Below are 22,620 nucleotides of genomic sequence, written 5' to 3'. Positions count from 1 at the left end.
CAAATGATATTTTTTTATATGTAAGCAGGATGAATTATTTTGTATGAATAGAATAAGCGCAATAAAAACAACCATTAAAGTCGGTTTCATTCGTCATTTGTTTGGCTTCATCAATGGCGCTTTTACCATTCATGTGCAGGCCAATCAACGTACGGCTTGCAGCATCACCTAAAAATGCACAATCTTCTGTATGTACAACAAACTGTCCTTGTTCATTTTTTGTATGAATAAAATAGTAACTTTTTAGCATTTCTTTCACCTCCAACCTGACTATCCTACTATAAAATGCTTAAAGATGTAAAGGAATTTTATTGTGAAAAACAAGAAAAAATGGATCAACAAAACGAGAGGTGCTAAATGGATGGAGGGGTTAGTGAAGCGAGGTATATGTGATTTATTTATGCATGTTCAAGCAGTTTCTATCAACATAGGAAATGACATGAAGCACGTTTCAGCCATGAAAAAAGGACTTTCCTTAAAAGAAAGTCCTTTTTCCTTATTGAATTCCCTGACCCTTTAGTTCACGCTGCACATCTAAGTCGGCAGCTTCTCTGCTGAACTTTGGCAGTGTAATGAAGTAGAAAAGGAAGACGAGTAAAATAATAAAGCCCATTCCGTAATAAATATAAGAAACATTAGTGATGAGTTTTGGAAATAATACAGCAATCAGACCTAATGTCATCGATTGAGCAAACATAGTAAGCGGATCAACCCATCCTGACACACGGCCCATCAGGCGAGGGTGGACGATTCTAGGCAGCCAGCCGCCAATGACAATGTTGACTGGCCCAATGCATGTACCAATCACAAATGATGTGACATAAAATAACCATAATGTATGAGTAGACCCAAGGACAAAAATCAGAATTCCTGCGACCAGAATTGGAATCGACATGAGATATTGCATCTTTACCTTTTTAGCGAGGACAGAGCCCATCAAGCTTCCAACGAGCAGTCCTGCACCAATTGCAATGGTAAAGAAGGATGTATGCAGTTCAAAATGGTCTGGTGAAAGTCCATATTTCATTGTAAACATAGGAAGAACGGCAAATGCGCCATTGACTAGACCGAAAACAAAAAAGCCAAAAATTAATGAAGCCAATAATTTGTTTTTTAAAATATACAGAATGCCTTCTTTAAAATCTTTCAGAGACGTTTTGATGGTCATACCTCTCCAGCCAGCTTGTCCATTTGGCTGACGCGCTTCAATTGGAATGTTACATGAACGAATCAGGATGCCTGAAATAATAAAACTGATCAAATCAATCGTAATCGCACCGTGAAGTCCAATTGTCTTATACATAATGGCACCGATTCCAACGCCAAACACCATAAATAAACTAAACAGCATTTGATTTAAACCAGCGGCTTTTGCATATTGATCTTTATTTAAAATGGCCTGAACGAGAGAGGCTTCAGCTGGATAGAAGAACTTCGTAATGGCACTTCGAATAAACAAGATCAAGAAAATAAGTGGCAGTGAATTAAAATAAATAACGATGAATAATACAATCGTCAGCCCAGCTCGTATCCAATCACAATTCTCTGCGACTTTTTTACGATCAAAACGGTCTGCAACCACACCGACCATAAAAAAGACAAAGACGGTAGGAAGAGAATACATGAGCTCAGCCAATGTGGCGTATGCGGGCTGATGACTAAAATGGTCGAGCAAATAAAAGGCAAACGCCATGTTGCCTACTGTTGTCCCCATTTGCGAAGCAAGTGCTGCAAAAAAGAGACGAACAAAATTTCTGTTTTTAAAAATATCCATAAATACGCTCCTTAACCTGAAGATCCCACTTAATATCATATAAAATTTTAACCATTCGTACAATTGATTTCTTCTACTGGCTAATGGTCACAGGTGTTCCGTTTGGAACGAGTGAAGCAAGTTCGATGACATTCTGATTGTACATGCGAATGCATCCTCTAGAAACAGCTTTACCAATTGAAGACGGGTTATTCGTACCATGAATGCCGTAATGAATTTTCGAGAGGCTCAGCCAATAAGCGCCAAATGGACCTCCTGGGTTTGGCTGTCTGTTGACAATATAATAAGAACCTGTCGGTGTCATATTTAAAATTTTCCCAGTTGCAATCGGATACGAACGAATAAGCTGTGATCCAGAAAACAAAATGAGACGTTTCGTTGAAATCGAAACAAAGATGCGGTAAGGGATCGTACTAGGATCCGGCAAACCGGGAATGATGATGACCTCATTTTGTTCCGGCTCGCGAGCTTGAAGTGACGGATTTGCAGCCTTTAAGGCAGCTGTTGTTGTTCGGAAATCAATCGCTATAGAAGCAAGGGTTTCCCCGCTTTTCACTGTGTATCGCAGCACCAAAGCACACTCCTTTTACTTAAATAAAAGAAGCCATGATGCCGTCACTTGACATACTATATGGACGGAATCAGGCCCAGTAAGGTTTCTCCTAACATTTGTCAAGAGAAAGATCTTTGATTATACATATGCAGGAGAGGGCGGTTTGGCTTCTGTTTACACGCGAGATGTGAAGGTGAAAAAGGTTAACTCGGGTTTGGCTAAAAATCGAAGCGGCAGACGCGTTGTCCCGAGTCCGCGGTTGACATAGATGCGGTGCTGATAGCTTCCGTATAAACCTTCTACATATGTATGGCCGTAAGGTGCCGTGAGAATCGGTCCATAGAAAGGAAGCTGCACTTGACCGCCATGCGTATGTCCGGAAAGCTGCAAGTTAATGGGTGTTGTTTTCAGCTCTAGTGCGGCATCAGGCTCATGGACGAGCAGTAACGTAAATAAATCAGATGATACTTCCCGTTTGATCAAATCGTAATCAGGCACGCTCATCATGAGATCATCCAGTGCAGCAATCTGAATATGCGAATGGTCTTTTTCTAATAGAAACACATCATTTTTACATAACGTAAATCCACAAGCCTCCATTGTTTTCTCATAAAGTTCCACGCCAAATGGTCCGTAGTCATGATTTCCGTAGATAGCGAGCTTACCGAACGGAGCATGAAGCTTATTCAAATAAGCCTTCGCTTTTTCATGCTCTTCAGGGGATGCTTGAAAATCAACGAGATCACCTGTGAACACAATGAGATCTGGAGATGCAGCATTGATTTTCTGGACGATGGCTTCTAAATCCTTCGCAGGAAATGTATCACTTAAATGAACGTCACTAAATTGGGCTATTTTAAACTGGTCAAATGAAGCTGGAAGCTGAGCATCTTGAATGGTCAGTGACACGGTATCGATCATGCGCGGTTCAATGTACCTGGCATATCCATATCCACAACTTGTAGCCAAAAAGCCGAGAATACTCGCACCAGCTGCTCCTTTTAAAAATTGTCTGCGGGAAAGCTGCTTCATATAAGACTCCTTTATAAATAAAATTAAGTATAGCATCATATTTGGATAATCTCCCATATGGTGCACCGAGGGTCAATCATGATATGATAGACAACAATGAATGAATAGTCATTCAAACAACACAAAGGGGGAGAACAAATGACGAAGCAAACAGTGATTGTCACAGGGGGATCAAGCGGTATGGGGAAGGCAATGGCTGCCCATTTGGCAGCTGAAGGCTGGAATGTTGTGATTACTGGTAGAACAGAAGAGACGCTGGAAAAGGCGGCAAAAGAAATGAAGCAGGAGGGTGGATCGGTCGCTTACTTCCAAATGGATGTGCGAAACCCAGATGATGCGGACCAAATGGTCAAGTTTGCGGTGGATACATTTGGTGATGTCGATGCCCTCATTAACAATGCAGCAGGAAATTTTTTAGTGCCAGCAGAAAAACTGTCACCTAATGGCTGGAAGGCTGTCATTGATATTGTGTTAAATGGTACATTTTTTTGCAGCCATGCAGTGGGCAATTACTGGATTCGTCAAAAGAAAAGGGGAAGTATGATTAACATGGTGGCCACCTATGCATGGGGTGCTGGTGTAGGAGTGGCGCATTCGGCGGCAGCAAAGGCCGGCGTGCTCTCCCTGACTCGAACGCTTGCTGTTGAATGGGGGAAGCAATATCGAATTCGCGTCAATGCCATCGCACCAGGCCCAATCGAGAGAACAGGCGGTGCAGATAAACTATGGGAATCTGAAGAGGCAGCGCAAAGGACATTAGATAGTGTTCCTATTGGCAGACTGGGCACACCTGAGGAAATTGCAGCGCTTGCGAGCTTTTTATTGTCGGAGCATGCGTCTTATATAAATGGAGATTGTATCACGATGGATGGGGGACAATGGCTCAACCAATCACCATTTTGATTGACGATGTAAGACCTGCTTTTGATGTGGTATAATCACACAAAGAGAGAAGCAGGTGATGAAAATGGTCGATCCATTGGATATTTTAACGAATATTGAAGATGTTTTCCCGCACTATCAAGCAATATTCAGTGCGGAAGAGCAAAAAGTGATAGGCTATGAGATTCTAGGAAGAATGAAGCTTGAGTCAGAAACGGTCAGCCTAGGCTCCTTCTTTACGGATTCATCTATTCCTGACGAATATAAATTGGAAGTAGATCACAAAGTATTGACGCAAGCACTTGATCACTTCACAATAGCAGATGACGATTTGCTCATTTTTATTAATCATGATGCCAATATCCTCATGCTGGATCATGGAGAAAGCTTTTTAGAACTTTTAAAGGAATATGAAGCAAGGGGCATTCAGCTTAACCGATTTGTTATTGAGTTTGCAGAGCATACGTTTAGCGGCGACATTGAACAGCTATACCATACGTTAACGTATTATCGTACATATGGGATTAAAATCGCCGTTTCAAATATAGGAAAAGAAAGCAGTAATCTGGACCGGATTGCCTTGCTTTCACCTGATTTATTAAAAATAGATTTACAGGCATTAAAGGCATCGGCGCCATCTCCTTCCTATGAATATGTCTTGTACAGCATTTCATTGCTTGCAAGAAAAATAGGAGCTGCCTTAATTTATGAGGACATAGAAGCGAATTTCCAGCTGCAGTATGCATGGAGAAATGGCGGGAGATATTTTCAAGGGTTCTATCTTCATGAGCCTTCAGGAGAATTAATTGACCGAAGCTACAGAAAAGAGCAGCTTAGAGAAGAATTCCAGCAATTTATTGCCCACGAGAAAAAGAAGCTGCAAGCTGTCTACGAACATTCCGAAACATTTTATAAACGAATTCATCAAGCTGTTACGACTTTAAAGAAATCGTGCAGCACAAATGATGAGCTCATTCAAAAACTGGCACTTGAACTAACAGATTGCAGCTTTCGGATTTATATGTGTAATGAAGAAGGCTTTCAAATCACTGGAAATGTGTTTAAAAAAGAAGCAGAATGGCAGTTTCAGCCGGAGTATATAGAAAAAAACTGGAGCTGGCGCCCTTATTTCCTAGCAAATATTCTTCAAATGAGAATTAGCGGAAAAGGATTTTTTAGTGATATTTACAGTGACTTAGAAACGGGTGAGAGGATACGTACGTTTTCTTATCCTTTAGAGGGAGATATGTATTTGTTTATAGACCTTCCGTATGCCTATTTATATGAGCAAGATGGATTAATTTGAAGGCACAGCTGAAGACAAACCCTCGCATTTGTTGTCAGTCCAGCGTGCTAGTGCTCACGAATGTACAATTCGCTCAGCTCCGGTGCTCGTCTTCCTAGACTTCAAATGTTTTCTATCAAGCTGAAATGTAAACAAAAGGAATTTTAGCCTTTTGTCAACAATCTGAGCAGCCTTGCAGGCTGCTTTTTTTGATAGAAAAAAGAAATAAAAAATGGTTGACAATGAAACTGATAATCATTATCATTTAGTTATAGAGAGAAGCTACTCTCTGTTCCCCAACCCCTCTATCAGATCAAGATCCAAAAAACTTGGCGCTACCCCCGCCAAGTTTTTTTTGTGCTTCAATCTTTCCCTTCATGCATAGGACATCCCAAACTCTCCATACATCTTAAGTGATGATAGTTAGACGGTAGGAGGGAAACATCATGATCAAACGTGACACGCGGCTGCTCATTGATTTGCCAAGGCCAGATCACCCAGATGCAAATGGTGCAGCTGCTGTGCAAGAATTACTCGGCGGAAAATTCGGTGAAATGTCCACATTAAATAATTACATGTTTCAATCCTTTAACTTTAGAGGAAAACGAAAACTTAAACCGTTTTATGACCTCGTATCCAGTATTACGGCTGAAGAATTCGGTCATGTCGAGCTTGTGACCACAGCCATCAATCTTATGATTACAGGAACCACACATGGCGGGGATCCAGATACGACGCCGATGAAGGCAGCTGTCGATAAACGAAATACACAGCATTTTATTCAAACAGCTCAAACAGGCTATCCGTTTGATTCAATGGCAAAACCTTGGACCGGAGAGAATGTGTTCTCAAGTGGCAACCTTATTCTTGATCTTCTCCATAATTTCTTTCTTGAATGTGGAGCTCGTACGCACAAAATGCGCGTATATGAAATGACGGACCATCCTACTGCAAGAGAGATGATCGGTTATTTGCTTGTCAGGGGCGGTGTGCATGTTGTGGCATATGCAAAGGCACTTGAAGTCGCTACAGGAGTAGATGTTGGGAAGATGCTGCCAATCCCAAATCTCGACAACAAATACTTTGATTCAGCGAGGAAATTTGAAGACCAGAATGTTCATACAAAGCTGTATACATTTAGTGATACGGACTACAAGGATATCAATAAAATTTGGAAAGGCAGCCACCCGATTGATGGAAAGCCGCTGACAGTCATTGAGGGCACCCCGCAAGGTGCACCTGTGCCAGATTATAGAGAATTACCGGAAGAGTTTGCTCCGGGCATTTCTAAAGAAGATTTTGATGAAATTGCTAAACGGCTGATGAGATCGGCCGGTTTATAAAAATCAAAGTGCATGAGATGAGAAAAAAGACTCAAACTAAAAAAACAGATTCTTTTTCTTTTTTTGAATTCAAGAGGAAAAATATCATCTGAGAACACTTTATGGTATGATGCTTTGTAGGACTTGTGTATAATCAATACGGGTTCATCTTGAGTTGTTTTTTTGAAAGGAGTCTTTTTTTAGAATGTCACAATTAATGGGTATCATTACAAGGCTGCAAAGTCTTCAAGAGACAGCAGAAGCTGCAAACGAGCCGGCACAGCGTTATTTCGAAGTGAACGGTGAGAAAATCTGTAGTGTTAAGTATTTCGAAAAGAATCAAACGTTTGAATTGACTGTTTTTCAACAAGGGGATAAGCCAAATACTTTCCCATTTGACAACATTGATATGATTTCGATTGAGATTTTTGAGCTTTTACAATCCTAAGCTGAATCGTATGAAATGTTTTTTCTGAGGATTCCTTCGTTTATTGCGGCAGCATACATGTATCATCATAGATGAGATGTACAAATGGAAGATGATCAATCAGCGCATTTTTCGGATAAGAGACCATTAAAAAGGAGTTCCTTTCTGTGAGTGATTCTTTTTTCTACAATCTTTCTGAAGACTATTTAGCGTTTTCTGATGTCGTCATGAGAATGAAAGACTTTATACGAAAAGACCCTAGATCCGCCTATGTGTTATCAATTGGTACGGACTCTCAGGTCAATCAAAATGTCACAACATTTATGATTGCAATTCATCTCCACCGGATTGGCAAAGGAGCATGGGGCTGTCTCACACAACAAGTGATCAAGAGGCCTGTGCAAAGTCTTAGAGAAAAAATTTCATTAGAGACAGCGTTTAGCCAAAAGGTATGTGCAGACATCCTTGAGGGGCCTTTAACAGAACTGATGGATTTGCTTCTTCCGTTTGCTGAGGAAGGGGCAGACCTTCGTTTTGAAGCCCATCTGGATATTGGTAAAAAAGGAAGTACGAAAGAGCTGATTCAGGAAATGACCGGAATGATCACAGCTATGGGAATTGAAGCAAAAATAAAACCCGACTCATATGCAGCATTTTGCTATGCCAATCGATATACAAAATAAATTCCGTCATTTTTCTCCAAACCTTGTCGAAACGTGCGGTTGACGATTCGATTCTAGTTCCTTATTCTAGCTGTATAGAGAGGAAGCAGACATTCAAAAGCCTGCTAATCAATATAAAAGCATATATGAAACAGGGGGCCTGATGTTGAATGAGCGTCATCGAAAATCGTTTTAATGAAGAAGAGAAAAAGCTATTATTAAACGTATTGCTGAATCAGGAATATGCTGTCGAATTACTAAGCAGTGAGATCAATGATATAGAATGTGGAACAAAAAATGTCGACGACAATACGTATAAGCAATTGATCACATTGTATGACAGAGTAAGGTTTGAGAATTAATATTGGTTTAACATTCTATTAGATACTCGGGGGCTGAGTATCTTTTTTATGCAGAAAAAATCTTTCGACAAAATTCGTTTTAGTTTATGCTTAATCATAAAGGGGAATGTATGATTGATGATTGAGAGAAAAGGGGTCGAAGAAACATGATAGAGATAGAACCGACTCAATTGCTTGAGTCAACAGTAGCCGAGCATATGATTGATGCAGATAAAGTGGCACATGTTCAAATTGGAAATAACCTTGAGCATGCCCTATTGGTTCTAACAAAAACAGGATATACAGCCATACCGGTATTAGACGCTTCTTATCGTTTACACGGGTTAATCGGAACGAATATGATTATGGATAAAATCTTCGGTTTAGAACGTATCGAATTCGAGAAACTGGACCAGTTGAAGGTTGAAGAGGTCATGCTGACGGATATTCCGAGACTCAAAACAACAGATCCTGTACTAAAAGGCGTTCACGCTGTGACGAATAATGGATTTGTTTGTGTAGAAAATGAGGAGCAGGTCTTTGAGGGCATTTTTACTCGACGAGTTGTATTAAAGCGCTTAAATGAGGTCATTCATTCCGCGAAAAAATGAGCTGCAGCCCAGCTTATTTTTTTTGCCTTCATAAGTTAAAATTTATATAATGGCTATATAAAATAAGAAAAACTTATAGAGAGAAAGGGGACGCCCATGCAGCTTCAGGAGTTACATATGCTTGTTGTGCTAAGTGAAGAATTGAATATGAGAAAGGCTTCAGAGCGGCTCTTTGTCTCTCAGCCAGCTTTATCTCAAAGATTGCAGACGATTGAAAAGGAATGGGGAACCAAAATCTTTTTTCGTTCACAAAAGGGGCTGACCGTGACCTCAGCAGGTGAACAGATTATCCAATTTGCAAAAGAGGTAACGGTTGAACAGGATCGAGTGAGAGAACGAATTGATGAACTTGAGGGTGACATTCACGGTACACTCAAGCTTGCGGTGGCGTCGATTATTGGACAGCACTGGCTGCCAAAGGTGTTAAAGCGGTATGTCGAAAAATATCCAAATGCCAAGGTGTCACTCGTTACCGGCTGGAGTAGTGAAATGCTCAAAAGCTTGTATGAAGACCATGTGCACATAGGAATTATTCGCGGCAACCCTGATTGGAAGGGGACAAAGGAATACTTGATGACAGATCATTTATATTTAGTCGATTCCGTGATCAAGGACGTAGATGAATTAATCAAGACGGAGAGGCCATTTATCCAATTTAAAAGCGACAGCACATATTATCAGGAAATCCAGCACTGGTGGCACCAAAAATTTAAAGTGTCTCCAAAGCAGACGATTCTAGTGGACCAAATTGAAACATGTAAACAAATGGCCTACCACGGCATCGGCTACGCCATTTTGCCTTCTGTTACCTTATATGACCACGAAAAAAGTGTATATAAAACACCGCTTGTTGATGTGAACGGAGAGCAAATCGGCCGTGACACATGGCTGCTAGGCTATGAAGCGTCTTTTCAGTTAAAACAGGTGCAAGCTTTTGTCGGTGTGGTTAAAGAAATGCTTGAAAATGATGCGGTGTAAGTACCTTCTTGGAATAGGGAGGTACTTTTTTTTATGAAATCATTTGACAATGAAAATCATTATCATTTAAAGTGTACATATAATAATTGAAAATGATTATCATTTAGATGAGGTGACCGATAGATGAAAGCACTAATTACATTTGCGAGTATGTCTGGAAATACGGAAGATATGGCAGCGATCTTAAAGCAAGCACTTGAAGGAAAAGGGATCGATACAGAGATGATGGAGTTTGATGATACGAACGCAGAGGATCTTTCCTCATACGATTACGTATTTATTGGTTCTTATACGTGGGGTGATGGAGATTTGCCTTATGAAGCAGAGGATTTTTATGAAGAGGTCTCTTCGCTTGAACTTAGTCACATCAAAGCAGCTGTGTTTGGATCTGGTGATTACAGCTATCCGAAGTTTTGCGAGGCCGTCCATACATTTCATGACATGCTGAAATCAACGGGTGCATCTGTTTTTCCTGAAACATTAAAAATGGAGCTTGCACCGGATACAGATGAAGATGTGGCGTGCTGTCAGGAATTTGCTGCGAGCTTTTTAACGTGGGCCGCTTTGTCTGAGAAACGAGTTGAAAATCATGTTTCATAAAGGAGCAACGGCCGTTGCGGCATCTAAAAATGGTGGATACTTTGTTGCTGTAAAACGTGAAGGTATTTTTCACTATAGTGTAGAGAGCGGATGGAAGCAGCTTTTTAAGCTCAAGCATAAAATCCATGCCATCAGCTATATTGGTCCTTATTTATTCGGTGTTGGTGAAAATGGCACAGTGATTAGATCAGGAGATGAAGGGAGTACATGGGCGTTATCTTCATTTCCAACAAATGCAGTCGTCTGGTCTATTACAGGACGCAAAGATGGTTTTGTATGTGCACATGGAAAACATAGTATCTATGTGTCAAATGATTTCGGAATTTCCTGGGAAATTATGAAGCCGTTTGCTCATGTGAATCATCCGCCGGTCATTCGTTCTCTATGTGCTGCTGGTAATCACCTTTATATTGGAACGCAGATTCATGAGGTTCACGGAGGAATATGGGTGTATGACTTGCAGAGTGAACAGATTTTTCTTCTAAACAGAGAGGAGCACCGAATGACAGCTTCTATGCTGCTCTGTCACGAACATCTTCTTGTATGTGCATTAGGTTCAAAAAAAGGCAAAAAAGGATCTGTTCAAATTTTAGATTTACATACAAATATCCTGCATGATATTCAATCACAGGCTTTTGCTAGAGAAGAATCATTTTTGGATGTGTCAGAGGATAATGGCATTGTGTATGTGACCACCTCACAAGATGAACACGGTTTTTCTAAAGTGTATCAGCTTGATATTGAGCAAAAAGAGCTCAAATGGTTTGATACGATCAAAGGACACGGTTTTCGTGTAGCCAATCAAAACGAAAACTTTTTCTGTGCAGGTTTATATGAAAGTAAGTTTGTCAGGCCATATGAGGAGCCTGCATTGATTCATTGATAAGGAGGAAGAAAAAGTGACAGAAAAGGTTTTATTGGTGTATGCCACGATGTCTGGGAATACAGAAGCGATGGCAGATTTAATTGAAAAAGGTATAACGGAAGCAGGAGCCAGCGTAGACCGGCATGAAGCGATGGATATTGATGCCGAGCTGCTCAATGATTACTCGCACATTATGTTAGGGGCGTATACATGGGGAGATGGCGATCTTCCGGATGATTTTATTGATTTATATGAAGAAATGGAAGAGCTTGATTTAACGGGAAAAGCATTTGCAGTATTCGGTTCTGGCGATACATCTTACGAACATTTTTGCGGAGCTGTTGACCTAATTGAAGAAAAAGTGAAGGAGCTTGGCGGTGACATTGTCCTGCCATCCGTTAAGATTGAGCTGAATCCAGAAGGAGAGGAAGAAGACGAATTAATTTCTTTTGGCAAACAATTTGTTCAGCTTCATCAGCAAGAAGCGGGATAATCGGTCCCGCTTGTTTTATTTTCCATTGTAGAGATGACTCTTTCACTTGTCATTAAAACTCTCCTTTGGTACAGTAATGAAGTATAAATTAAGAGGAGGACATACATACATGAAACAGATGGACGCTAATGAAATTATTTCATTTATTCAAAATAGTACAAAATCAACACCTGTCAAAGTCTATATTAAAGGTGACTTAGAAGGTATTGAGTTTGGTGAACATGCAAAAACATTCATCACAGGAAACACTGGAGTTGTTTTCGGTGAGTGGAGCGAAATTCAGGAAACTCTAGCATCAAACAAAGACAAAATTGAAGATGTTGTCGTGGAAAATGACCGCCGCAACTCTGCAATTCCGATGTTAGATTTGAAAAACATTAAAGCTCGTATTGAGCCAGGTGCCATCATTCGTGACCAAGTTGAAATCGGTGATAATGCAGTCATTATGATGGGTGCTTCTATTAATATCGGTTCTGTGATCGGCGAAGGTACGATGATTGATATGAACGTGGTGCTTGGCGGCCGTGCGACAGTAGGTAAGAACTGTCATATCGGTGCTGGATCTGTTCTTGCAGGTGTCATTGAGCCGCCGTCCGCTAAACCAGTTGTTGTAGAAGATGATGTTGTCATCGGTGCGAACGCTGTTGTTCTAGAAGGTGTGACAATTGGTAAAGGTGCAGTAGTAGCTGCCGGTGCAATCGTTGTGAACGATGTAGAGCCTTACACAGTTGTAGCAGGTACACCTGCAAAGAAAATCAAAGACATTGATGAAAAAACAAAAGGTAAAACTGAAATCAAACAAGAACTGCGTCAGCTTTAATTCTTATAATTCGCAGCTGAAGACAAAGACGTGGATGAGATATCCACGTCTTATTCGTATAGAAGAAAGGAAGCGAGTTCACTTGTTAAATCGTGAGCAATTAATATCCATTCGAAGAGATTTACACCAAATCCCTGAGCTTGGTTTCCAAGAATTTAAAACACAAGCGTATCTCATTGAGCATCTGGGCACCTATTCAAAAGATCGAATTGAGATTGAAACGTGGCGAACTGGCCTTTTTGTAAAAGTGAAAGGAACAAATCCAACGCGCGTATTTGCTTATCGTGCAGATATGGATGGACTATCTATTCCTGAGGAAACAGGGTATCCTTTTGAATCTATGCATGAAGGAAAGATGCATGCATGTGGACATGACCTTCATATGACCATTGCACTTGGTATCATTGATCATTTCGTTCATGAACCGATTAAAGAGGATGTATTATTTATCTTCCAGCCGGCAGAAGAAGGCCCAGGCGGTGCCGAACCAATGCTTGCAAGTGATGTTCTCAAAAAATGGACGCCAGACTTTATTACAGCGCTGCATATCGCACCTGAATATCCTGTTGGAACAATTGCTACAAAGCCGGGGCTGTTATTTGCCAATACGAGTGAGCTTGTAATTGATCTTGAAGGAAAAGGCGGACACGCTGCATATCCTCATTTAGCAAATGATATGGTTGTTGCTGCAAGTGCACTTGTAGGTCAGCTGCAATCGGTCATTTCGCGTAATGTCGATCCTCTTGATAGTGCGGTCATTACAGTCGGCACGATTACCGGTGGAACGGCTCAAAATATTATTGCGCAGCATGCAAAGCTTGACGGTACCATTCGCACACTTTCGCCAGAGTCTATGGACAAGGTGAGAAAACGAATTGAAGCACTGGCAAAAGGGATTGAAATTGGCTACGAATGCAAGGCAACCGTTCGATATCCTTCATCTTATTACGAAGTGGACAATTCAAAGGATTTGACAGAGGAATTTATGTCATATGTAGCCGAAGAAGGACTTGCGAATGTGATTGAATGCAGAGAAGCGATGACAGGAGAAGATTTTGGATACATGCTGAAAAAATATCCCGGCTTCATGTTTTGGTTAGGTGTCAATTCAGAATACGGCCTGCACCATGCAAAGCTCCAGCCTGATGAAAACGCGATTGAAACAGCTGTGAATGTGATGACGGCTTATTTTAAAAAGCAAGCTGGAGAATGAATAATCGAGCTGCCTCCTGTACACCTTATGAACAGGAGGTGTTCTTGATTATGACAAGAATTGGTGTAGAACAATCTTTATCCGATGTAGAAGAACTATTGAAGCAAAAAGGGTATGATGTTGTACGTATTCAAAATGAACAGCAAATGGATCAGTGTGACTGTTATGTCGTCACAGGACTAGATTCAAATGTTCTTGGCATTTCAGACACAACAACAAAGGCATCTGTTATTACAGCATCAGGTATGACGGCTGATGAAATTTGCCAAGAAGTAGAACAGCGTGTTCAATAAAACAAGAAAAAGAACCGGTAGATTATGATCCCGGTTCTTTTTGCTCTTTTTCTATATCGAGTACTTCTTTCATTTTTTTGCGCAAGATTCGTTCTACCCGCCATTGCTCCATTGTTTCAGTTTTCGCTATGATGCGCAGAACAAGGGAAGAAGAACCGAACGCCTCTACGCCGACAACTTGAGGACCTTCAATAATTTGAGGAGTTTCCTCCCGCACTTCATCACAGGCAGCTTGAAGGGCTGTGATCATTTGATCCACATTTTCATCTGGTGACAGCTCAATATCAACGAGTGCCTGCATCGTTCCTCTTGAATGATTGCTCACATTCAGTATGCTGCGATTTGGAATGAAATGAAGGGTGCCGTCAAAGCTTCGAAGCTGCGTGGTCCTTAGTCCAATTTGTTCGACAATCCCATCAAAGCCAGCGACTGTTATATATTCTCCTACATCAAATTGTTTTTCCAATAATATAAAGAATCCGGTCACAATATCACTCACTAACCCTTGAGCGCCAAAACCGATCGCAAGTCCCACAACACCTGCACCTGCAAGCAAAGCGGTCGGGTTATAATGAAATAAGTCGAGGATCATCACAACTAGAATAAAAATCAATAAGTAGGCGAAAATATTTAACGTCAGACTTTGCAGTGTCTGAGCTCTTGATAAAGAGACTTCATGCTTTTCAGCGAAAGTTGAATAGGCGCGCTTAATCATCTTGTTTCCTATCGCTCTGATGATAAAGTAAATGGCAAAAATGGCGACTAGTTTTAGCAAAATCATACTGCTATTGAGGATAATGGAAACCCAATCTACTTGTTGAAATACTCTCATAATCTTCAAAACCTTTCTATGTATGCTCTAAAAGAGAAGCTAATCATTTGTTCCCTTATGCAAGTCATGTTAAACTTTTGTTAAGTGGAGCAGGAAATTGTGACAAATCGTTAATTAAATTTATTATTAATTAATATTGACTAAAAATCGCATAAGTATTATAATTGTAATTGTGAAGTTATTAACTAAATGAGAATTTTAAGTTTTGATTCTCATTTTATATACAGCTAAGAAGCCTGTATAAAGATATTATTTTTTGGAGGGATTTACATATGGCAGAGCGTTTTGTAGGAAAACAAGCTCCACGTTTTGAAATGGAAGCAGTACTTGCTAACAAGGAATTTGGTAAAGTAAGTTTAGAGGAAAACATGAAGAATGACAAATGGACAGTTCTTTTCTTCTATCCAATGGATTTCACATTTGTTTGCCCAACTGAAATTACAGCAATGAGCGATCGTTATGATGAGTTCGAAGATTTAGATGCAGAAATCATTGGTGTATCTACTGATACAATCCACACGCACCTTGCTTGGATCAATACAGACCGTAAAGACAATGGTCTAGGAGAATTAAAATACCCGCTAGCTGCTGATACAAACCACACAGTATCTAGAGAATACGGCGTTTTAATTGAAGAAGAAGGAATTGCTCTTCGCGGTTTATTCATCATTAACCCAGAAGGCGAACTTCAATACCAAACAGTATTCCACAACAACATCGGTCGTGATGTAGATGAGACATTACGTGTTCTTCAAGCATTACAAACTGGTGGACTTTGCCCAGCGAACTGGAAACCTGGACAAAAAACACTTTAATTGATAGCTGAAGAAACAGGAGGGTCTAACTAATGTTAGACCTTTTTGTTTCGACACATACAATGGATGGAGGCGCTTCATAATGAAATTACGTCAACCAATGCCAGAACTAACTGGTGCAAAAGAATGGTTAAATGGAGAAGTAACAAAAGAAGATTTGATTGGTGACAAACCAACATTGATTCATTTCTGGTCAGTCAGCTGTCATCTTTGTAAAGAGGCAATGCCTCAAGTCAATCAATTCCGTGATGAATACAAGGATCAACTAAACGTTGTGGCAGTTCATATGCCTCGTTCAGAAGATGACCTAGATCTAGAAAAAATCAAAGAAGTTGCGAAAGAGCATGAAATCACGCAGCCAATCTTTGTGGACAGTGATCATCACTTAACAGAAGCCTTTGAAAACGAATATGTACCCGCATATTATGTATTTGATAAAACAGGTGCATTGCGCCACTTCCAAGCTGGCGGAAGCGGAATGAAAATGCTTGAAAAACGTGTCAACCGAGTGCTTTCTGAGTCTGAAAAGGCTGCAGAATAGGCTTCTCTCCCCCATTAATGGGGGTTTTTTCATGGGCAAAAATAGGCGGCATATTGCACTGGACGAGCTTTTATGTAGGTGTTATTCCTAAGAAAAGAGAAAATGAGGGAGTTTATTAAAAAATATCCCTGAAACAAAAAGGTATAATGACCTATTTACATTTTTGTTTTGAAATGAAAATGTAAAGATTTTAACTTTTTACTATTCAGAACGTTTTTGCACAAAAGAAATTTCAGTTAGGTAAATAACTATATAAATCAAGTAGTATAAGCGTTTATTCAATTTTTTTACAATATTTTAAGGTTTGTCAAAAGCCTATAGTGGCAATGAAATGGGTGCCGATTTTTCCTCTTTGGCAAAATTTTAGTTGAAAATACCTATCTGTTAGCAAACTGTAAAATGATAAAAAAATAGTTGATAAAATTAGTTTTCTAATCTAATATTTACTATAGAATATTTTTTATATGATGAGGGGGAAATCCATTGTTTAATGAGAGGGAAGCGTTACGTTTACGATTGGAACAATTAAATGAGGCAGAAGTAAAGGTCATCCGTGAATATCAAATTGAGCGAGATGCGATTTATGCAAAATTAAGAGAATTAGACCGTCAAGGAACAGGTCTAGTGTCAGATACAAAAAAAGAAGTGCGTACAGAGAGAAAGACGGATTCACTCCCTGTATTAGCTGAGCTTGCTGCGCAAGAAATGAGAAGCTACCAGCAGCCGGCACAACCACAATCATCTTCTTTAGGAACAGGACAGCTAAACGGTGCACCTGTAGGTATTCCTGAAGGATCGACAAGACGCAGAAGAGGCACAGCCCGCCCTGGTTCAAAGGCAGCGAAGCTTCGTGAAGCTGCGATTAAAACGTTAAAGCGTCATAATGCAGCGATTAAAAGCTCAGAGCTTCAAAAAGAGATCGAAAAAGAGAGCGGTCTTGAAATCCCAAATATGACAACGTTTATGCAAAGTTTAATTAAAATGTACCCTGAAGTGAAGAAGCCTTATCGCGGACAGTATATTTTAGAAGGCGACATTCAAACAGAAGACGAATAAATAAAAAACTGCTGGGCGTAAAGCCAGCAGTTTTTTATTTCGAGAATTACTTCTTTTGATCAACTGTATAGACAATTTTGCGTTCCTTAGGCAGGTGATCACGCTGTTTTTTGAAGCCGTCGATTTTGACTGTCATGACCTCTCCATTACGCTGCACTGCATCGACTTGTTCCTGAAGTGTTTGAACTTGTTCGTTGAGTTTCTTCAAGATCGGTTCGATTTCTTCTGTCGTTTGCAGGATGCGGTCTCGTGAGAATGGCTGTGCATTTGTTTGTGCTGACTGGTCAATATCAGCAAAATGAGAGGCGATCCATTCTTCGCTTTCTGCTAACTGTTTTTGATAGCTTGTGAGCGTTTCGTAAAAAATCGCTTCTTTTGCTTTTTCAATTTGCAGTAATTTCTCCTGTGTTTCATAAAAACGCTCTTGAAGGTGTCTGACGCCTTCCTGTAATACATGGAGATCTGCGTTTTTATCCCCCAATGTTTGCTGCAGCTTCTCAATCACAGCGGATAAAGTATTTCCTTTTTTCTCCTCTTTTGCAAGTCGTTTATCTTGATCCTCTATCCGTTCATTTAATTGTTGGGAGATTTCTTTATATTTGACAACTTTCAAATGCAGCCTGTGTTTTTCTTCGGTTTCTTTTCTTCTATGATAGGTTTCCTTTTGCAGCATCTCGTGAAGAAGGACAATTTTATGTAATAATTCTGATTTGCTGTAGGAGAGATTCTGTATTTTTGAGGCAGCATCATGTTGATCATTGGTCATTTCATCCAATTGTTGTTTTAATTGCGTGAAATTCTTTTTCATCTCATGATATTCTTGAGTTAACTTCTTATTTTTAGAATACGTATATGAGGACTGTAAATCAGAGATCATTTGTTGATATTTGGCAGTTTCAGCTTTTAAGTATAAATTCTCTTGAGATAAATCATGGAATAGGGGAGAAGCATTGCGCCTGTTCATCGATAGACCCTCCTTATTCATGTTACCAATAAAGTATGCGAAAGGAGTGCGATTAGAACAACCATGTCAAAGGAGGCCTTAGGGGATGCACGTAGTGAATGTAATTTTAGCTGGAGGAGCTTCCAGACGCTTTGGAGAGCCAAAAGCAAGTCATATGTATCAAGGGAAACCATTATATGAGCATGTGAAAGAGCAGCTTTTAGAAGGGCAGACGGTCATCATCAGTCATCCATCACTTCTTTCTTTTTTCAAAGCAAGTGGTGAACAAAGTGTGTGGTTAGATGATGACGAGGTGCGTGGATGCGGACCACTTGCTGGCATATATACGGCGATGCAAAAGCAAGAAGCAGATTGGTATTTAGTGACGGCATGTGACATGCCTTTCATACGGAAGGAAACAGCGGAAGTGTTATCGTCTTATTGCAGCGAGCACGCAGACGCCATCATCCCGCTTGTTCAGGGCAGATTACAGCCTTTATTTGCGCTTTATCACCGCCGTTCTCTGCCGTTTATCCGCGCGTGTTTAAAGGAGAATCAATTTGCCGTCAAGGACTTGCTTCAAAAGCTTCATGTGCGCATCGTTTCAGAAGAAGAACTAAACGTGACATCAGACGAATTTCGTAATATCAATAAAAGAAGCGATTTACCTGAAAACGGTATGATATGATACATAAAAAACGGTGAGGAGAGAACAGCATTGAATGACCGATATTCAAGACAAATCTTGTTCCCTCCGGTTGGGGAAAAAGGACAGCATGCGCTGGCTGAAAGTCATGTTCTGATCGTTGGAGCAGGTGCACTTGGTACCGCCTCTGCGGAAGGGCTTGTCCGGTCCGGCATCGGTACGCTGACGATTGTCGATCGTGATTATGTGGAATTTTCAAATTTACAGCGGCAGCAGCTGTACACGGAACATGATGCAAAGGCACATGTGCCAAAAGCAGCTGCGGCAAAAAAACGTCTCGAGCAGATCAATCATGAAGTGACCATACACGCTCTGATTGAAGATGCAGGGGCGGAGCTGTTAAGGCCGTTATTCCAGAGAGCAGATATCGTCATTGATGCAACTGATAATTTTGAGACAAGAATGGTCATGAATGATTTATCTCTAGAAACAAAGACGCCGTGGATATATGGCGCTTGTGTGAGCAGTCAGGGGATGTATATGACCATATTGCCAGATAAAACGCCATGTTTATCATGTGTGTTCACGGCAATGCCCGTTGGCGGCTTGACGTGCGATACAGCGGGGATTATTTCACCTGCCGTTCAAATGGTTTCTGCTTATCAGCAAACAGAGGCACTCAAATATTTAACAGGGCATGAAGAGCATATCGAGCGAAAATTTGTCACGTTTGATCTTTGGCAGTCCACATCATTTAAAATGGATTTATCTCGCACTAAAGAAAAGAACTGTCCAACTTGCGGCACGGTAAGAACCTATCCTTATTTACATGACCAGCGTAAAAAATCCACGGTCCTTTGCGGACGTGACACCGTTCAAATTGTTTCAAAGGATTTAGCAAAACTATCATTTCAGCATATGAAAGAGCGGCTCTCATCTATATGTGAGGTGGAAGTGAACGACTTCTTAATCCATGTACGATACGAAAATTATCGGATGGTCTGTTTTAAAGGAGGACGTGCATTAATCCATGGGACAAATGATGAAAAAGAAGCCAATTCATTACTAGCAAGACTGCTAGGGATATAGGAGTGAAGTGTGATGGAAAGACGGCAGCCAATACCAGTAGAAGAGGCCATAAAGAAAGTTCACCAATACGAAAAACATGGAGAAATAGAATGGGTCCCTTTAAAGGATAGCCTTGGACGGTTTATTGCAGAAGATATTTTGGCAGACCATGATGTTCCGGCATTTGATCGTTCTCCTTATGATGGCTTTGCACTTCGGGCAGAAGATACAAAAGAAGCGTCAAGTGCGCATCCAGTTGAATTCGAGGTCATTGATCATATTGGTGCAGGAATGGTCTCAGCAAAAACCATCGGTCCCTTTCAGGCTATCCGTATTATGACAGGGGCAAAAATTCCAAATGGAGCAAATGTCGTCATCATGATCGAACTGACGAAGGCTTTCGAAAAAGACGGCAAATCATTCATGTCACTGAAAAGACCGCTGAAAAAGGGAGACAATATTTCTCGTCAAGGAGAAGAGGTACTCAAAGGAAACGTGATGGTCAAAAAAGGAACAGACGTCACTTCTGGCGTCACAGCTCTATTAGCGACATTCGGATATGCGGTAGTGCCAGTTGTCAAAAAACCGTTGATTGGCATTATCTCAACGGGCACAGAGCTTCTTCAAGTAAGTGATGCCATGGTGGACGGCAAGATTAGAAATAGTAATCTTAGTACGGTCTATGCGCAGGTACTTGAGGCAGGAGCTGAGCCGCTTGATTTAGGCGGAGTCTCCGATGATTTTGACAAAAGTTATCATGCAGTAAAAGCAGCCATAAGTAAGGTAGACATTCTGATCACAACAGGCGGTGTGTCAGTGGGTGATTTTGACTTTCTGCCTGCCATTTATGAAAAGCTGGGAGCCAAGGTCCTGTTTAATAAAGTAGCCATGAGACCTGGAAGTGTGACGACTGTTGCTGTAATGCCAAATGGTCAATTGCTGTTTGGGCTGTCCGGAAATCCTGCTGCCTGTTTTGTGGGCTTTGAATTATTTGTGAAGCCGATCATTTATAAATGGTATATGAAAGAAAATCCGTTTCCTGCTTTTGCTGAGGCGAAACTCACACATGATTTTCCAAAAGCCAATCCGTTCACTCGATTTGTCAGGGCTGCCCTTCAATTCACTGGCAGTCAGATCAGTGTGACTCCTACAGGTCTTGATAAATCAAGTGCAGTGACCTCTATTGCAGAGGCTGACTGTTTCATCGTGCTGCCTGGGGGAACAAGAGGTTTTCAAGCAGGTGATCAAGTTGATATTCTGCTGTTTCAGCACAAAGGCGGTGGTTCCTCGTGCTGGATGACAAATTAAGCATATTACAGGTGGTCGGTTATCAAAATAGCGGCAAGACTACCTTGATCGAAAAGCTATGTCAGCTGGCTGAACGTGAAGGGCTGAAGCTAGGCTGCTTTAAACACCATGGACATGGCGGGACACCAGATCGTCTTTTCAAAGAAAAAGATACCGATCGATATGTACAAGCAGGTGCATATGCCGCAGGTGTTGAAGGAGAGGGTGAATTTCACTTTTCGATGCAGCACATCACGTTAGAGCAGCTGCTCAACATGTGTCAGCATCTTCCGTTAGACGCTGTGCTCATAGAGGGGTACAAACAGGCGCCTTATCGCAAAATCGTTTGTGTAAAGAATGAAGAGGAGCTTATTGACCTTTCGACACTTTCTAATTTACAAGCAGCTATTTATTTTTCTCAAGAGGACCAATTAATCAAAAATTACCCGTTTCCTGTGTTTTCAGCTTTTGATAAGCGCGGGATGACATTTGCTTTTCACTTATTGAAGGGAGGCGGCGCGTTTTGAGCGAACTTTTTAAAATAACAAAAACGCCGATTGAGGTAAACGAATTGATTCAGCATGTGACAAGACGAAAGGCAGGAGCGATTACGACGTTTATCGGGACGGTCAGAGAATGGACAAATGGCAAGAAAACATTGCGTTTAACGTACGAAGCATACATACCAATGGCAGAAAGCATGCTAAGGCAGATTGGACAAGAAATAAAGAATCGGTGGCCTGACGCTGAAGCAGCGATTGTGCACCGAATTGGAACACTTGAGATAACGGATATTGCTGTTGCGATCGCCGTTTCGTCTCCTCATAGGAAGGCTGCCTATGAAGCCAATGAGTATGCCATTGAACGAATCAAGGAAATCGTTCCCATTTGGAAAAAAGAATATTGGGAAGACGGAGAGGCCTGGATAGGTGATCAGCTTGAAACGGTTTCATATCCAGAAGGTAAACCTAGCAATCTTCAACTTGCAGAGAAAGAAGGTGATCAGCATGATTAATGTATTATTGTTCGCCGGCCTTGCTGAGAAGGCCGGTAAACAACAAATCATCATTCAAAAAGATCAAACAACGGTTGATGAGATTAAAATAGAATTACAGGAGGTATATGGTGTTGATGCTGCACAAAACGTGATGGTTGCAGTCAACGAAATATATACGAGGGAAAATGCTGAAGTGCGTAGCGGGGACACTGTTGCACTCATTCCTCCTGTAAGTGGTGGATAATAGATATTAGAGGATTTGGTTATGGCCACCCGGCTGTAAC

At 40.8% G+C, this 22,620-nt stretch carries 29 protein-coding genes; 23 read left to right on the top strand and 6 right to left on the bottom strand.

What is annotated here, in order from left to right; translation table 11 throughout:
• Positions 1–34: 34 nt before the first annotated feature.
• The 4 genes from JVX94_RS07720 to JVX94_RS07705 all read right to left on the bottom strand — a co-directional run bounded on the left by JVX94_RS07720 (position 35) and on the right by JVX94_RS07705 (position 3,359).
• Positions 35–250 carry a hypothetical protein gene (locus tag JVX94_RS07720; RefSeq protein WP_075622942.1) on the bottom strand — a complete coding sequence of 72 codons (216 nt, stop codon included), beginning with the start codon at positions 248–250 and terminating at the stop codon, positions 35–37.
• Between the two features lie 246 nt (positions 251–496).
• Positions 497–1,774: an MFS transporter gene (locus tag JVX94_RS07715; RefSeq protein ID WP_240193812.1), complete on the bottom strand. Its 1,278-nt coding sequence runs from the start codon at positions 1,772–1,774 to the stop codon at positions 497–499.
• A 73-nt stretch (positions 1,775–1,847) separates the two neighbouring features.
• Positions 1,848–2,345, bottom strand: coding sequence for a L,D-transpeptidase family protein (locus JVX94_RS07710; RefSeq protein ID WP_095408361.1), 498 nt, complete (start codon positions 2,343–2,345; stop codon positions 1,848–1,850).
• 156 nt (positions 2,346–2,501) lie between these two features.
• Positions 2,502–3,359, bottom strand: a complete 858-nt coding sequence (locus JVX94_RS07705) for a metallophosphoesterase (RefSeq protein WP_203129738.1) — start codon at positions 3,357–3,359, stop codon at positions 2,502–2,504.
• Positions 3,360–3,497: 138 nt separating this feature from the next.
• Between JVX94_RS07705 and fadH the strand changes: the two genes are divergently transcribed.
• The 14 genes from fadH to JVX94_RS07635 all read left to right on the top strand — a co-directional run bounded on the left by fadH (position 3,498) and on the right by JVX94_RS07635 (position 14,151).
• Positions 3,498–4,262: a 2,4-dienoyl-CoA reductase gene (fadH, locus tag JVX94_RS07700; protein WP_111292462.1), complete on the top strand. Its 765-nt coding sequence runs from the start codon at positions 3,498–3,500 to the stop codon at positions 4,260–4,262.
• Between the two features lie 64 nt (positions 4,263–4,326).
• The gene (locus tag JVX94_RS07695) at positions 4,327–5,547 is read left to right on the top strand and encodes an EAL domain-containing protein (protein WP_205185118.1); all 1,221 of its coding nucleotides are present in this window, start codon (positions 4,327–4,329) and stop codon (positions 5,545–5,547) included.
• Between the two features lie 425 nt (positions 5,548–5,972).
• The gene (locus JVX94_RS07690) at positions 5,973–6,869 is read left to right on the top strand and encodes a manganese catalase family protein (RefSeq protein ID WP_041084994.1); all 897 of its coding nucleotides are present in this window, start codon (positions 5,973–5,975) and stop codon (positions 6,867–6,869) included.
• Between the two features lie 184 nt (positions 6,870–7,053).
• Positions 7,054–7,296, top strand: a complete 243-nt coding sequence (locus JVX94_RS07685; RefSeq protein ID WP_003212254.1) for a YkuJ family protein — start codon at positions 7,054–7,056, stop codon at positions 7,294–7,296.
• Positions 7,297–7,442: 146 nt separating this feature from the next.
• Complete coding sequence (locus tag JVX94_RS07680) at positions 7,443–7,958, top strand: ribonuclease H-like YkuK family protein (protein WP_205185115.1); 516 nt, start codon at positions 7,443–7,445, stop codon at positions 7,956–7,958.
• Positions 7,959–8,107: 149 nt separating this feature from the next.
• A complete protein-coding gene (gene abbA / locus JVX94_RS07675; RefSeq protein WP_003210802.1) occupies positions 8,108–8,299 on the top strand; it encodes an antirepressor AbbA in 192 nt (63 codons plus the stop codon).
• 146 nt (positions 8,300–8,445) lie between these two features.
• Positions 8,446–8,889 carry a cyclic-di-AMP-binding protein CbpB gene (cbpB, locus tag JVX94_RS07670; RefSeq protein ID WP_048238791.1) on the top strand — a complete coding sequence of 148 codons (444 nt, stop codon included), beginning with the start codon at positions 8,446–8,448 and terminating at the stop codon, positions 8,887–8,889.
• A 96-nt stretch (positions 8,890–8,985) separates the two neighbouring features.
• Positions 8,986–9,867: a transcriptional regulator CcpC gene (locus JVX94_RS07665; protein ID WP_024424721.1), complete on the top strand. Its 882-nt coding sequence runs from the start codon at positions 8,986–8,988 to the stop codon at positions 9,865–9,867.
• A 123-nt stretch (positions 9,868–9,990) separates the two neighbouring features.
• On the top strand, positions 9,991–10,467 hold the full coding sequence (locus JVX94_RS07660) for a flavodoxin (RefSeq protein WP_111292467.1): 477 nt from the start codon (positions 9,991–9,993) through the stop codon (positions 10,465–10,467).
• Positions 10,457–11,350 carry a WD40/YVTN/BNR-like repeat-containing protein gene (locus tag JVX94_RS07655; protein WP_111292468.1) on the top strand — a complete coding sequence of 298 codons (894 nt, stop codon included), beginning with the start codon at positions 10,457–10,459 and terminating at the stop codon, positions 11,348–11,350. The genes JVX94_RS07660 and JVX94_RS07655 overlap by 11 nt, the downstream gene beginning before the upstream one ends.
• A gap of 16 nt (positions 11,351–11,366) precedes the next feature.
• The gene (locus JVX94_RS07650; protein ID WP_039178158.1) at positions 11,367–11,825 is read left to right on the top strand and encodes a flavodoxin; all 459 of its coding nucleotides are present in this window, start codon (positions 11,367–11,369) and stop codon (positions 11,823–11,825) included.
• Between the two features lie 109 nt (positions 11,826–11,934).
• Positions 11,935–12,645, top strand: a complete 711-nt coding sequence (gene dapD, locus JVX94_RS07645) for a 2,3,4,5-tetrahydropyridine-2,6-dicarboxylate N-acetyltransferase (RefSeq protein ID WP_095408367.1) — start codon at positions 11,935–11,937, stop codon at positions 12,643–12,645.
• 34 nt (positions 12,646–12,679) lie between these two features.
• Positions 12,680–13,858: an N-acetyldiaminopimelate deacetylase gene (locus JVX94_RS07640; protein ID WP_205185112.1), complete on the top strand. Its 1,179-nt coding sequence runs from the start codon at positions 12,680–12,682 to the stop codon at positions 13,856–13,858.
• Positions 13,859–13,908: 50 nt separating this feature from the next.
• Positions 13,909–14,151 carry a YkuS family protein gene (locus JVX94_RS07635; protein WP_024424725.1) on the top strand — a complete coding sequence of 81 codons (243 nt, stop codon included), beginning with the start codon at positions 13,909–13,911 and terminating at the stop codon, positions 14,149–14,151.
• A 22-nt stretch (positions 14,152–14,173) separates the two neighbouring features.
• Here the strand turns inward: JVX94_RS07635 and JVX94_RS07630 are convergent, their stop codons facing one another.
• Positions 14,174–14,983, bottom strand: a complete 810-nt coding sequence (locus JVX94_RS07630; RefSeq protein ID WP_095408368.1) for a mechanosensitive ion channel family protein — start codon at positions 14,981–14,983, stop codon at positions 14,174–14,176.
• Between the two features lie 272 nt (positions 14,984–15,255).
• On the opposite strand from JVX94_RS07630, the gene ahpA reads away from it, so the two are divergent.
• The 3 genes from ahpA to rok all read left to right on the top strand — a co-directional run bounded on the left by ahpA (position 15,256) and on the right by rok (position 17,395).
• Positions 15,256–15,798: a biofilm-specific peroxidase AhpA gene (ahpA, locus tag JVX94_RS07625; protein WP_003211758.1), complete on the top strand. Its 543-nt coding sequence runs from the start codon at positions 15,256–15,258 to the stop codon at positions 15,796–15,798.
• An 82-nt stretch (positions 15,799–15,880) separates the two neighbouring features.
• Positions 15,881–16,339, top strand: coding sequence for a TlpA family protein disulfide reductase (locus tag JVX94_RS07620; RefSeq protein ID WP_024424727.1), 459 nt, complete (start codon positions 15,881–15,883; stop codon positions 16,337–16,339).
• A gap of 483 nt (positions 16,340–16,822) precedes the next feature.
• Complete coding sequence (rok, locus tag JVX94_RS07615) at positions 16,823–17,395, top strand: transcriptional regulator Rok (protein ID WP_024426871.1); 573 nt, start codon at positions 16,823–16,825, stop codon at positions 17,393–17,395.
• A 46-nt stretch (positions 17,396–17,441) separates the two neighbouring features.
• Here rok and JVX94_RS07610 read toward each other — a convergent pair whose 3' ends face one another.
• A complete protein-coding gene (locus tag JVX94_RS07610; RefSeq protein WP_095408369.1) occupies positions 17,442–18,359 on the bottom strand; it encodes a coiled-coil domain-containing protein in 918 nt (305 codons plus the stop codon).
• Positions 18,360–18,444: 85 nt separating this feature from the next.
• Between JVX94_RS07610 and JVX94_RS07605 the strand changes: the two genes are divergently transcribed.
• From JVX94_RS07605 to moaD, 6 genes are read left to right on the top strand one after another with little or no spacing between them, the layout of a single operon-like run.
• Complete coding sequence (locus JVX94_RS07605) at positions 18,445–19,026, top strand: molybdenum cofactor guanylyltransferase (RefSeq protein ID WP_144470358.1); 582 nt, start codon at positions 18,445–18,447, stop codon at positions 19,024–19,026.
• 30 nt (positions 19,027–19,056) lie between these two features.
• On the top strand, positions 19,057–20,073 hold the full coding sequence (locus JVX94_RS07600; RefSeq protein WP_205185109.1) for a thiazole biosynthesis adenylyltransferase ThiF: 1,017 nt from the start codon (positions 19,057–19,059) through the stop codon (positions 20,071–20,073).
• Positions 20,074–20,082: 9 nt separating this feature from the next.
• A complete protein-coding gene (locus tag JVX94_RS07595; protein ID WP_205185107.1) occupies positions 20,083–21,360 on the top strand; it encodes a molybdopterin molybdotransferase MoeA in 1,278 nt (425 codons plus the stop codon).
• On the top strand, positions 21,342–21,866 hold the full coding sequence (mobB, locus tag JVX94_RS07590) for a molybdopterin-guanine dinucleotide biosynthesis protein B (protein WP_095408683.1): 525 nt from the start codon (positions 21,342–21,344) through the stop codon (positions 21,864–21,866). Before JVX94_RS07595 ends, mobB begins: the two co-directional genes overlap by 19 nt.
• Positions 21,863–22,354, top strand: a complete 492-nt coding sequence (locus JVX94_RS07585) for a molybdenum cofactor biosynthesis protein MoaE (protein WP_205185104.1) — start codon at positions 21,863–21,865, stop codon at positions 22,352–22,354. The genes mobB and JVX94_RS07585 overlap by 4 nt, the downstream gene beginning before the upstream one ends.
• A complete protein-coding gene (moaD, locus tag JVX94_RS07580) occupies positions 22,347–22,580 on the top strand; it encodes a molybdopterin converting factor subunit 1 (protein WP_039178180.1) in 234 nt (77 codons plus the stop codon). Before JVX94_RS07585 ends, moaD begins: the two co-directional genes overlap by 8 nt.
• Positions 22,581–22,620 lie beyond the last annotated feature (40 nt).

Source organism: Bacillus sp. PDNC022 (assembly GCF_016919285.1).
Taxonomy (GTDB): domain Bacteria; phylum Bacillota; class Bacilli; order Bacillales; family Bacillaceae; genus Bacillus; species Bacillus safensis.
Note: the sequence above shows the minus strand (reverse complement) of the source record. Positions and strands in the feature narration are given on the sequence as shown.